We start from the raw sequence: 12,339 nt of genomic DNA on the forward strand, positions 1-12,339 counted from the left end.
CTGGAATTGCTTGGGTTGGGTGAGTGAGAACTTGTCATGGGTATGAGTTATTTTTTACAATTATTTCAGAGAATGCCTCTAATAATAAAGCATCTTCACTATGATTATTTAACAACTTATGCGAGTATCTAAACATATGGACCCATTTGTACAGAGTCCGACGAAGGTTTTAGTTTGTGTCCTCTTCCTTGTCCTTTGCGGTCATGGTTTTGCGGCCGACTCGAATGATGGTTTGGTTTCGATTGCTGTTGGAAAAGTGTCCATCATTTCATCAGATGGAGTGGAGAAGCTTCTCAAAGTGGGCGATGCGGTTCCAATTGGATCGACAGTGAAAACAGGCGCGGCTTCACGGACGGTTATAAAAACGACGAAGCAATCCGCTGTGCGAATCGCGGAGAATTCCCAGGCTGTTTTCACAGACTTGAGCAATTCGGATGCGACACCCAAGGTCCTGATTGATTTGAAGGCTGGCAGTTTGGGAGCGCTAATCCAGCCGCAGGCGCAAGCGGTGATGGATTTCAAGATCAAAACCCCCAGTGGCATCGCGGCGGCGCGCGGCACCATGTATGCGGTGTCTGTTGAAGATGGAAAAGGCTTTGTCAAAGTCGAGCACGGCAAGGTGGATGTCACTCCTTTGAATGTGCAAAAGCAGCAGCCGCAGACGGGCAAGGTGACTGTGGTGGTTGGCAAGGTGACCGAGAGTTCGATTGGCGAGCCTGAGCATCCACTGAAGGAAGGTGGTATTGTCAGCCTGGGAAGCACCATCAAGACAGGTGCTGATTCGCGAGCGACTGTGACCATGACCACAACGTCTGCCGTTCAAATAGGTCCCAATTCTGAAGTTGTTGTCTCTGAGATCGTGGAGTCCAAGGACGCGCCCAAGGTTTTGTTAGATCTGAAGTCCGGAACGATCGGAGCCTTGGTGAATCCCGGGGAAAAAGGCAATATGGATTTCAAAATCAAGACGCCCAGCGGCGTCGCGGTGGCAAAGGGGGCTTTTTATTCTGTCGCGGTCGAGAATGGGAAAGGCTATGTGCAGACGAAGGAAGGCGAGGTCGTCGTCACTCCGCTTGATACGACAGGTGTGGAAGGGTCTGCTGACAAGCCGAAGCAGTAATCTTATGGCGCAGGGGCACCCATCTTTACGGAGAGTCCACGCCTTCTTCTGGGGAGGCGTGTGGCTATGTGCCTTTGGAGTGCGCACCTTCTGCCTCGCCAATCCAACGGGAGGCGTCGTTACTCTTGGTGATGCACAGATCCAGAATTGTGTTCCTGGATTGACGACGATTGTGCAAAACACAGATCGTGCTGTCATTGACTGGCAGTCGTTCTCCATTGCCGTGGGCGAACAAACCAATTTCATCGTTCCGGACGCCACATCAGCCACGTTGAACCGCGTGCTTGGTTGTGACGCCTCGTTCCTGAATGGAACCCTGACATCCAACGGTCACCTTTTCCTGATCAACTCCAATGGCATCATATTCGGCCAGGGATCGACGGTGGATGTTGCCGGTCTGACGGCTTCCACACTGGACATCGATAACTGCGCGTTCATGGCCGGCGGTGAGATGGTTTTCAAAGGTTCCTCGGAGGCGGCGGTGAAGAATGCGGGCGTGATCCGGGCTTCTACCGGGGATGCATTCTTGATTGGCTACCAAGTCGCCAACTCCGGCACCATCAATGCTCCCAACGGCACCGTGGGCCTGGCCGCTGGTTCTGAGGTGCTCATCAAGCCGGTGGGTGATGAGCGTGTGGTGGTGCGCAACGCCGTGGGTTCCTATAAAAAAACGGGTGTGCACAACAGCGGGGTGATCGAGGCCAATGTGGCGGAACTCAAGGCGCACAACGGTAATGTGTATGCTCTGGCCATACGCAATACCGGACGAGTCGCCGCCACGGCAGTCACCAGGCAGGGGGGCAGAATCCTGCTCAGTGCCAACGGAGGCAACATTCAAAGCCGCGGCCAGTTGGTGGCGCGTGGAACCTCAGGCAATGGCGGTCAGATCAAGGTGAGTGCTGGAAATGGTGGCAGGGCGTCAATCAGCGGGCGGGTGGATGCTGACGGTCCCGATGGTGCTGGCGGCAAGGTCACCATCACAGGTGAAGAAGTCACGATCCGTCGGGCGGTGTTGATCAGCGCCGATGGAAAAACCGAAGGCGGCCAGATCAACGTCGGTTTCGACCCAGATGCAGACGCTGGTTCAGTTTCTGCTTCGAGAACGGAGATAGCAGGCACCGTGCGCGCTGGCAGCAGTCAGGGAGTCGGGGGACAGATTCAACTGGGGGGCGACTGGCTCGCCCTCAAGGATGAGTCTGTCATCAGTGCCAACGGCGCCACGGGCGGGGGAAGCATTTTTGCCAACTCCACCTGCGTCACGATCGATTGTGGCGCTCTCCTCAGCGCAAACGCCCTCGAAAACGGCAACGGCGGGCAAGTGGTGATTTTCGCCGAGAAGGATCTCACTTTCCAAGGCAGCTTGCAGGCGCGTGGAGGCATGATCACCGGCGATGGTGGCTTTGCGGAGCTGTCGGCCAAAGAATCACTGCGTCTTGGCCGCCTCACCGAGAATGTGGAGTTGGGCGCTCAAAATGGCCGTGCAGGCGGCTTGCTCATCAAGTCTGGTGAGCTGGTCATCGCCGATCCTGGTTGCTGGGTGACGAACCCGCTGCCTGCCAACACCTTAAATGCGGAGGATCTCTCCTCTTTTCTCAACACGGCCAATCTCACGCTTCAGACCGATCAGGGAAGCCCTGGCAGCAGCGGAAACATCTACCTGAAGGGAACGGTTGCCTGGTGTTCTGCCCATTCGCTCACCATCAACGCGGCTTGCGATTTTCTCATGATCAACGCTGACGAAGGCCTCGGCGTCATCGACGCGCAAGGTGGAGGCGATGTGACGGTCAACGCGGCTCGCTTTGTGCTGCTTGAGTCTGGCACCGCCATCAACACGACCTCGGGCGACGTGGTGGTCAATGCCAATCAACGTTTCAACTCCGACGCGGGACAGTTTGGCGTCACTCTTGGTGGCGGCATCACCACGAATGGCGGCAATGTGAGCCTGGCGGGAGAGGGGATAACGAGCACCGATGGCACGGTGAATGCGGGAAGTGGAACCATCCTGGTGGATGGCAACGACGGAGCGATCCATCTGGCCGGGGCGTTGACGTCGTTGAATGGGACGGAGTCTGCGGTGCGGATCATTGATGCAACGACAACCACCTTCGGCGACATCACGACTGGAGCCGCGGGCACGGTGACTTTGGGCGAGGCCGGTGGAGACGGTCTGAGCGGGGCAGTGACGCAGACGGGAAGCATCAAGGCCGGGAGTTTGATCCTGGCAGGAAGCGGCGATTTCAATCTGACAGGGGCATCCAACGCGGTCGGCTTTTTGGCAACATCCGGCAGCGTCGGCTCTCTCTCGTTCGTGAACAGCACGGCATTGCATGTGAGCATGGTCGGAACCGCCAGCGGCCTCAGCGCGGCCGGGGGCATTGCTGTGTCAGTGACCGGGGCAAACGGGTTGCTGGTCGGCAAAGATATTGCCTCGCAAGGCGGGGCGGTTTCCCTCAGCGCCTCAAGCATCGAACTGAACGGAGCCAGTGTTTCCAGCACCGGGAACGCTCCGGTAACGCTCACCGCTGGCAAGTTTGTGCTCGTCAATCAACCCTTCATCAGCGGCGTGCTTGTTGGCTCGGGTGGGAACGCGCAGCTTGTTCTGGATGACTCGAATCTGACCACGGGGCAGACGTACACCATCGGTGCTGACAAGCTCACCGCAGGCAGCCGGAGCTATTCTTTTCAGGGCGTGTCTTCGGTGAGTCTCGATCTTGGAGACGGCAATGACACCAGCGGCACTAATTTCTTCACTTTCGATCAGTTTCTCAATGCGGGTGGCGGCACCAATCAACTCCTTGTGGGCGGCAGTCCCGTGAGCAGCTCACCCCTCACACGTCCGGGTTTTGGCACAATTTACTTCTCAGGTTTCGAGCTGGCACCACCTCCCGCACCCGAGCCTCCCCCGCCCGTGGTCGCGGTTGAGAACATCTCAGTCGTTGTGCCGGTCTTCGGTGCCTTTTTGCTGCAAAACGCCGTCCCTGTTGGAGAGGCGGGCTCGGGTTCCTCGTCCCAGACCAATAACTTCACTTCGTCCTCAGCGCCCGGTGGAGCACTGGCCAGCGCCGGTGGTGGCGGAGCAGGCTCATTCACCTTAGATTCACCTGTGCCGTCCGGAGGTTTGCCGGGTGGCGGCTTTCTGGCGGGTTTGACCGGCTCAATCGGCCAAAATCTAGGTCTTTTTTCTGCGGGAGGTGGAGCGCCGCCGAGCTTTGGGCTGCAATCACAGATGAATGCCACGACCTCGTCCGTGGTGCAGAGCGAGTTAAGCCTGGCGCTGGGCGGGGATGGCACGATGGGGGTTCGTTCGAGCACCGGGCTTGTTTCGGTGAATCCAGGCGGCGGCCCTCCTAGCTCAAGTTCGCTGGGACATCTGGCCGCAGGCACCAGCCTGCTGGCTCAGAGCGAGCTGGCCATCGGCGCCCTTGGCATGGGTGAGGTGACTTTGGATCAGCGAGTTCGGCGCGCAGTCCATCAGTCTGGGCGGGCCGCCCCCGGCCATCGCTCTTCAGCGAATCATGACGCAGACAGCGAGCCCTGAATCCTTCACCAGGCTTTCCCTGGCACTGGGTGGCGATGGCACCGCGAGGATCGACAGCGCTTCAGGCGATGTTGCCATGGATTTGAAAGGAACGCTGGTGCCTGCAAATTCACAGGCCAGGCTGGTGGCGGTCATTACACCCGGTTCCTTCAGGGAACTCTCCATGGCTTTGGGTGGGGCAGGGGAGTTCATCGTGAACGAATCCCATGGCCTGGCCATCATGGATGCCACGGGTACTCCATCAGGGCCGCAGGTGTCTCCCTCCATGCTCTCCCTGCTCGCTGCTGCCGCCAACAGTCAAATGTCGTTGGTGCTGGGTGTCGAGGGGACCGCCATCGTATTGGCCTGGGAAGGCATCCAGAGCATCGCTTTCGACGAGGCTCTTCCGAGTCCGCTGGTGAGCGCCCAGTTGAACGCCGCAACCAATCCTCAAAGCCTGGAGGAGCTCGACAACGCGACACGTTGACCGCGCTGATCATATCCATATGAAACTATCTACCCAGGTTCCTTTCATCTGCGTTGCCTTGCTCATGCATGGGTTATCTCCCTGCGGCGTTGCTCAGGTGGTGCAAGGGGCAGGCGGCGCGGGAACATTGGTGGAGAGGGCGCAACCGCAGACCGTCCGTAAAGCAACGCCCGCACCTGCTGCCATCCCGCCTTCCACCAAAGCCGGTGAGGATGGAGATCCCAAGCCTCTGGGCGTGAACCTGCTGTGCCTGCATTTGATCTCCAAGCCTGCCAAGCGTCTGCCCAAGGACATGCGCATGGTCATGGTGGTGGACCCGGCCTTGCACCTGCCTGCGCAACTCGCGGAAAATCTGCAAAGCGAGTTCATGGGCCAGCCGCTCAGCATGGCCTTGCTCAATCGCTTGGTGAAGAGCATCAACAAGGCGTATCAAGCCACTGATTTCCCGCTGGTGGATGCCTATCTGCCGGAGCAGGACATCACCAGGGGCCATGTCCAGGTGATGGTGCGCGAGGCTGTGTTGGGAGCGGTACGCGTGGAAGGCGCGAAGCATTCCGATCCCGACTACATGCGCCGTCAGGTGCGTGTCCAGCCCGGTGCCCGCATTGATACTTCCAGGGTCGGAAAAGATGTCGCATGGCTCAACGAAAACCCCATTCGCACAGTGAACATCGTTTATGAGCGTGGAGCCAAGGACGGGGCCAGTGACATCATTTTGAAGACCAAGGAGGTCAATCCTTTCCAAGTTTACGCGGGTTACGCCAACTCAGGCCTCGTTGCCACGGGGTTGAACGAGATTTCGACGGGCTTCAATTGGTATCAGGTGCTCGGCTCCGAGCAGGCGCTTTCGTATCAGTTCTCCGGCAATCAGGAGCTGGACACCCTCAAGGCTCACGCCCTGGTCTGGAGCATTCCATTTCCCTGGCGGCATCGTCTTCAGTTGATCGGTGTCACAGCGGACAATTCGGTGCAGACAGGCGGGGCTGGAGCCGCGCTGGGGATCAACGGCACAAGCCGCCAGCTCTCCGCCGCCTATTCCATCCCACTCCACAGCGCCTGGAGCAAAATCCGCCCGAAACTGACATTCGCCGCCGACTACAAAAACACGACCTCGGACGTTCTCTTCGGCGGCCAGACGCTCGCCAACAGCGACGCGGAGGTCATGCAGTTCCGCGGCGGGTTTGATGTCATCGTCGCTGACAAGCTCGGTTACACCCGCTTTGCCATGTCCGCCGTTTACAGCCCTGGCAACCTGTTCCCCAGGAACACCTATGAAGCCTTTGACCAGCTCCGGTCGGCTTCCCAGGTGGAGTATTGGTATGGTGTCGCTGAGCTTGATAGGCTGGTGCGTCTTCCCAGGGACTTCTCCATCGCCCTGCATGTGGCCGGTCAAATTTCCAACGACCGTCTGCTGCCCACCGAGCAGACACTGGCGGGCGGCTACCGCACCGTGCGTGGGTATGCGGAAAGCTCGGCCCGAGGCGACTCCGGCATCAAGGCCAGTATGGAATTCAATCTGCCGGCCATGCATTTCTCGAAATGGGGTGGCGAGGAGGAAGACACCCTGAACACATTCGCCTTTTACGACTGTGCATACCTCACCAGCGTGGGGGATCTTCCTTCTGAGCCTGATCAGAACCTCCACAGCGCCGGTTTGGGCCTGCGCTACAGTGTGGGGGATCATTTTGACCTCCGCCTGGCCTACGGCTGGACGCTGCGCCACTCAGGAGTCACGAATGTGCCGGTCGGCCGCCTTCATTTTGGCATGAACATGCGGTACTGATCTACCGGGCAACGATGCTGCTTCTCATCCTCTCCAGAATCCACTGCACTATCCTCCATGCAAAAAAAGAAGCTCGGCAGCCTGAAGTTTGTGATCAAACTGCTACCTGCGGTGCTGCTGCTGGCCCTTGGCCTCAGCTATACTCGGCTGGGGGTGGAACTGGAGAATCTCACGCTCGACTGGCGCTTTCAGGCACGCGCAACGGCAGATCCGGCGGCACATGCCAAGGTGCTTGTTGTCGGCATTGATGAGGATGCGCTCGCCAAGTATGGCCGCTGGCCGTGGCCACGTGAAGTTCATGGCAAGCTGATGACGCAGCTTGCCGCCCGTCCTCCGGCGGCCGTGGCCTTCGATCTGCTCTTCACCGAGCCCAGTGCTGATGCGGCCATGGATCAAAAGTTTGGCGATGGCTTGGCGCTCCTGCCTTCTTCAATCACCGCCGCCGCTGCGGAAACGTTGGAGCACGTCGCGAAATTCACCGCCGAGTATGCGGGCAACACGAAAGCGATTGCGCACTTCCAAGGCGATCCCGCTCGTCTTATTGGCAACGATACCGGGCTGCTGCCCATGCAGATCATCGCCGAGAGTTCCCACACCGGCTTTGTGAATTCACCGCCCGGACCGGATGGGGTACGTCGTCAGTTGCCGCTCGTCGTGCGTTGCGGGACGCGAGTTTTCCCCAGTCTCGTGTTGCAGGCATTGCTGCAAAGCGAAGGCTTGGACACGGATGCCGTGGACGTGGTGCTCGGTCAGCAGGTGCGCGTCACCGGCCCCAAGAAAGCCTGGAACATTCCCATCGATGAAACCGGTCAGATGACCGTCAACTATCGCCATCCTGACAGCTTCACTTTCTTTCCGTATGCCGGCTTGGTGTCGCAGTTGGAGGCGCAGCAAGGCAAGGAATGGCCCAAGAATTACCCGCTCGTTGAAGGCCAGATTCTTTTCGTCGGTCAGTCCGCCGCCGGTCTGTCCGATTTGGGTCCCACGCCCCATGGTCCGCAGATTCCGCTGGTGTTGATTCATGCCAATGCCCTCAGCAACATCCTCAGCCAGGACTTCATCACGCATTCGGACATTCGCATCGTCATCGCCACCTGGGCACTCCTCGCATTGCTCACGGTGCTCATCCTGCGGCATGGTGCCATCTGGCTCTCCGTGCTGGTGCCCGCGCTCATGATCGGCGCCTATGTGGGCGCGGCGTTTTATCTGTTTGAGTCATCCAGCCTGCAACTGCCCGTAGTGTGGCCCGTCCTCGGCTTCATCCTGGTGCAGGGCGGCTCCATGCTCCACCGCCTGATGATCGAACTGCGCGCCAAGAGCCGCATCACCGGCATGTTCGGTGCCTTTGTCGCACCTCAAGTGGTCAAACAGATGATCGCCTCTGGCGAGGAGCCGAAGCTGGGCGGCCACCAGGCGGAGATCACCGCCTTCTTCAGCGACATCGCGGGCTTTTCCTCCTTCTCCGAAAAACTCACGCCCGAGCGCCTCGTCCACCTGATGAACGACTACCTCACCGAGATGACCGACATCCTCCACGACAACGGCGGCACGCTCGACAAATTCATCGGTGACGCCATCGTCGGCATGTTCGGCGCGCCGCTGGCCTTTGCTGGTCATGCGTATCACGCCTGCCGCGCCGCGTTGCTGATTCAGAAGCGCCAGCTTGAGCTGCGCGAGAAATGGCGCAAGGAAGGAGACTGGCCGGACATCGTCTTCGAGATGCAGACTCGCATCGGCCTCAACTCCGGCCAGGCCATCATCGGCAACATGGGCTCCCGCCGCCGTTTCAATTACACCATGATGGGTGACACCGTGAACCTCGCTGCCCGCAGCGAGAGCGGCGCAAAGAGCTACGGCGTCTATACCATGATCACCAGCGAGACCAAGACCCTCGCGCAAGGCTTTAAGGACGACATCACCTTCCGCTTCCTTGACCGTATCATCGTCAAAGGCCGCAGTGCGCCGGTTGAAATGTACGAGCTTGTCGGTTTCGACAGTGAGATCACCAGCGAGACCCAGGAATGCCTCTCTCTCTACAAACGCGGCATGGAGCGCTACCACGCCCAAGACTGGGAAGGGGCCAAGGCTCTTTTCAAGCGCTCCGCCACCCGCGAGATTCATCAGGACGCCAATCCCTCCCTCGTCATGCTCAAGCGCTGCGACGCCCTCCAAGCCGAGCCTCCTCCCCCGGATTGGGACGGCGTCTATGTGATGAAGACCAAATAACGGGCCGGGCTAGAAGACTTGCTGGTCAAAGGGTTGCAGTGCCTCGGGCATCCCCTTGTTGTGCCTGGCACTTGCAAAACCCTCCTGCCTGTGGTTTCTAGGCCGCCCATGTCTGCAAACCTCCTTATTTATCTCGATGGCAAGATCGTCCCCGAAGCCGAGGCGAAAATCTCCGTCTTTGACCACGGCTTGCTCTACGGTGACGGGGTGTTTGAGGGCATTCGTTTCTACAACGGTCGTGTTTTCCGCCTGACCGAGCATTTGCGCCGCTTGTACGACTGCGCCCGTGCGATCTGCCTGACGATCCCGATCAGCTTCGAGGAAATGGAGAAAGCCACGCTGGAAACCGTGGCGGCGAACAAGCTGCGTGATGGATACATCCGTCTCGTCATCACGCGTGGTGTCGGATCGCTCGGCCTGAACCCTTACCAATGCCCCAAGGCGAGTGTCATCATCATCGCCAGCACCATCGCGTTGTATCCGCAGGAGCGATATGAGAAGGGACTAAACCTGATCACCTGCGGAACCCGGCGGCCGAACTCTGCCGCGCTCAGCCCGCAGGTGAAGAGCCTGAACTACCTCAACAACATCATGGCCAAGATCGAGTGTCTTCAGGCCGGCTGTGACGAGGGAATCATGCTCAACGACCAGGGACTCGTGGCGGAATGCACGGGTGACAATCTTTTCATCGTGAAGAACGGCAAGGTCACCACCCCGCCGATTTCTTCCGGTGCTCTCGATGGCATCACCCGCCGTGCAGTGATGGAACTCCTGGCTGAGATGGGAGTTCCCTGTGCCGAGGCACCGATGACACGGTTTGACATCTACACGGCGGACGAGTGTTTCCTCACGGGCACCGCCGCCGAAGTCATCGCGGCCGTGCAGTATGACCGTCGTCCCATTGGCGATGGAACTCCAGGCAAGATCACCAATGAACTGATCGTGCGCTTCAAAGCGCTGGCCAACAGCACCGGAACGCCGGTGCTCTACGCCTGAACCGCCCTTTTTTGACGCGATTTCTTCCTGGAAAAATGGCACAAACGGTGCAGCCTGCTCTTTGCATGAACCGAGCGCGATTTCTTGCTTTCCTGCTGCCTTTGTACTCAGTCATCGGTTTCAGCAGTTGTTCCACAACTACGACATCCGCTTTGAGTCAGCCTTCCGACACGCGGTCTTGGTGGGCGGGTGACGGGGTCGAGGGCAAGCCAAGGATTGTCATCAATCTGAGCGAGCAGCGGCTGCGCTACTACAAGGGGGACAAACTCGTCGGCCTCTCGCCGATTTCCTCCGGGCGCGTGGGCAATGCCACGCTCAATGGCAAATTCCGCATCCTCGACAAAGACCTCGACCACCGGTCATCGTTGTATGGGTGCTACGCCGACGAGACTGGCAATATGGTGCAGGAGGACGTTGATTCGCGTCGTGATCCGAGGCCGTCAGGCGCGAAGTTTGTCGGGGCCAGAATGCGCTATTTCATGCGCATCGTCGGGGGGATCGGCATGCACGAAGGTTATCTGCCCGGCTATCCGGCCTCTCATGGCTGCATCCGCTTGCCGACGAAAATGGCGGCGATTTTCTTTGAGGCGACGCCGCATGGCACTCCAGTGGAAATCATCGGTGCTGGTTCGCTGGCCGCCGCCGAGGATGCCGTGCCGCTGGGGGAGGGCACCGTCGCCGTGGTGCCGCCTGCGGAGAGTACCGAAGTGAAAAAACAGATACCATCTTCAGCGCCAGCCCCCAAAACAGAAGCATCCAAGGTGGCAGCCTCACCAACCAAGCCTACAGAAAGCATTCGCCGTGCGATTGTTGCCGACGGGAAGCCGAAGGCCTCGAAAGGCGCGGGCTCTTCTTTGGGTCGGATTTGGCGGAAGTCACCTCCTCCAGGGACCACGTTGTATTTGGAGTAGCCAAGTCAAGAATGGGCGAGCGGACTCTCCGCTATTTCAAAGGTCGCGCCTTTGGCACACTCATGAGATTGAAAGGCACTTGTGGCACTGACACCTCTGCGTCTGAATGGCGAAGGGCGACCTGCGGTAGTTCTGCGCGTCGGATTTCTTCCCCTGGCAAGGGCCGGTGGCGAGGCACATCCGGGAGTTCGGGCCGACGAATCTCCTCACGAGGCTGTGTTTTGGCGACAAGAACGGGAGCCGCATAATTTTTCACCGCCGCCATGATCACGTCCTTTTTGGATGGCAGCAGGTCCATCGCTGTTTTGGAAATCTTGCGCACGAGTGAAGGGTCGGCCTTTACCGCGTCGATGGCCGTCGTCACGATTTCCCCCGTGCAGGATTCATCAATCACCAGCGCGTCCTCCAGCCGCATGGTCAGTTGTGCTGGATTCGCGCGCACGGCGGCAAACAGCTCCGCGCAGAGCACCTCGCACGCCGGTTTCGTGCGCGAGGACTTCTCCGGCTCCGCGTGTGTGGTCAGCGGCAGCAGAAGGCAGAGACAGCAAAGAAATCGCATGCGATGCGGCAGATGGTTTTAAACGTCAGTCTTTTTGCGGCGCGGGGTTCAATACTGCGGCGTAGGCTCCGTGTCTGGCACGAATAAATGTTTCTGGTGAGACGCGGTTCAAAACCGTGTCAGCATATCCCTGGCCAGGATTCACATAGGGGCCGGCGCGCACTTCAAAGTGCAGATGCGCCAGATACGCCCCGTCTCCCGTGCCCAAGGTGCCGATAGGATCGCCACGCTGCACGACCTGCCCCGTGCGGACCTTCATGGACTCCAGATGCGCGTACATCGTCTGCACCACCGGTCCGAGTTCGTCGCCTTCCGGCAGGCGGTGAGCGATGAGGATCATCTTGCCCCAGCCTGGCCCCGGATTGCCCGCATAAACCACCCGGCCTGCCCCGGCCGCGTAAACGGGATCGCCCAGGTCGGAGTTCTCGCCGCCGATGCCGTTCAAATCATCGCCCAGATGCCGCTCGATGCGAAACGCCCGTGCATTGTAGGTGAACGTGCCGCGCTCCGAGCCCAGCGGCATGTCAAAGCGCGTCGCCAGCGGCAACGTGGCCGTTTCACGCGGTGTCAGCCGTACAAACGCCGGGTCGAGCGGCTTCGGCTTCACCGCCGAGTCCGGCAAATCCTCCAGCCGTGGCCCCAGCCGCTGCCAGATCACGCCGACGATCGCCGCTGCGAGAGCGAGGGTCAGAATCAGGCGCATGATCCGCAGGGTTTTCCTCATGCGCCGATGTTCCGACAGA

Annotated in this window: 9 protein-coding genes; 7 read left to right on the plus strand and 2 right to left on the minus strand. The window is 59.2% G+C overall.

The features are described from left to right. The first annotated feature begins 136 nt into the window (after nt 1–136). The 7 genes from ACILSI_RS00460 to ACILSI_RS00490 all read left to right on the plus strand — a co-directional run bounded on the left by ACILSI_RS00460 (nt 137) and on the right by ACILSI_RS00490 (nt 11,037). Nucleotides 137–1,117: a FecR domain-containing protein gene (locus ACILSI_RS00460; RefSeq protein ID WP_395719859.1), complete on the plus strand. Its 981-nt coding sequence runs from the start codon at nt 137–139 to the stop codon at nt 1,115–1,117. A 172-nt stretch (nt 1,118–1,289) separates the two neighbouring features. Beyond that, the gene (locus tag ACILSI_RS00465) at nt 1,290–4,655 is read left to right on the plus strand and encodes a filamentous hemagglutinin N-terminal domain-containing protein (protein WP_395719860.1); all 3,366 of its coding nucleotides are present in this window, start codon (nt 1,290–1,292) and stop codon (nt 4,653–4,655) included. After that, on the plus strand, nt 4,633–5,121 hold the full coding sequence (locus tag ACILSI_RS00470) for a hypothetical protein (protein ID WP_395719861.1): 489 nt from the start codon (nt 4,633–4,635) through the stop codon (nt 5,119–5,121). Before ACILSI_RS00465 ends, ACILSI_RS00470 begins: the two co-directional genes overlap by 23 nt. Nucleotides 5,122–5,140: 19 nt before the next feature. Beyond that, nucleotides 5,141–6,904 carry a ShlB/FhaC/HecB family hemolysin secretion/activation protein gene (locus ACILSI_RS00475; RefSeq protein ID WP_395719862.1) on the plus strand — a complete coding sequence of 588 codons (1,764 nt, stop codon included), beginning with the start codon at nt 5,141–5,143 and terminating at the stop codon, nt 6,902–6,904. A 57-nt stretch (nt 6,905–6,961) separates the two neighbouring features. After that, nucleotides 6,962–9,130, plus strand: a complete 2,169-nt coding sequence (locus ACILSI_RS00480; protein ID WP_395719863.1) for a CHASE2 domain-containing protein — start codon at nt 6,962–6,964, stop codon at nt 9,128–9,130. A gap of 108 nt (nt 9,131–9,238) precedes the next feature. Next, nucleotides 9,239–10,126 carry a branched-chain-amino-acid transaminase gene (gene ilvE / locus ACILSI_RS00485; RefSeq protein WP_395719864.1) on the plus strand — a complete coding sequence of 296 codons (888 nt, stop codon included), beginning with the start codon at nt 9,239–9,241 and terminating at the stop codon, nt 10,124–10,126. A 152-nt stretch (nt 10,127–10,278) separates the two neighbouring features. Beyond that, nucleotides 10,279–11,037, plus strand: coding sequence for a L,D-transpeptidase family protein (locus ACILSI_RS00490; protein WP_395719865.1), 759 nt, complete (start codon nt 10,279–10,281; stop codon nt 11,035–11,037). A 31-nt stretch (nt 11,038–11,068) separates the two neighbouring features. Here ACILSI_RS00490 and ACILSI_RS00495 read toward each other — a convergent pair whose 3' ends face one another. Together ACILSI_RS00495 and ACILSI_RS00500 are read right to left on the minus strand one after the other, a co-directional pair. After that, nucleotides 11,069–11,596: a hypothetical protein gene (locus ACILSI_RS00495; protein WP_395719866.1), complete on the minus strand. Its 528-nt coding sequence runs from the start codon at nt 11,594–11,596 to the stop codon at nt 11,069–11,071. A gap of 25 nt (nt 11,597–11,621) precedes the next feature. Beyond that, the gene (locus ACILSI_RS00500; protein WP_395719867.1) at nt 11,622–12,320 is read right to left on the minus strand and encodes a M23 family metallopeptidase; all 699 of its coding nucleotides are present in this window, start codon (nt 12,318–12,320) and stop codon (nt 11,622–11,624) included. Between the last annotated feature and the right edge of the window lie 19 nt (nt 12,321–12,339).

The organism is Prosthecobacter sp. (assembly GCF_044232965.1).
Taxonomy (GTDB): domain Bacteria; phylum Verrucomicrobiota; class Verrucomicrobiia; order Verrucomicrobiales; family Verrucomicrobiaceae; genus Prosthecobacter.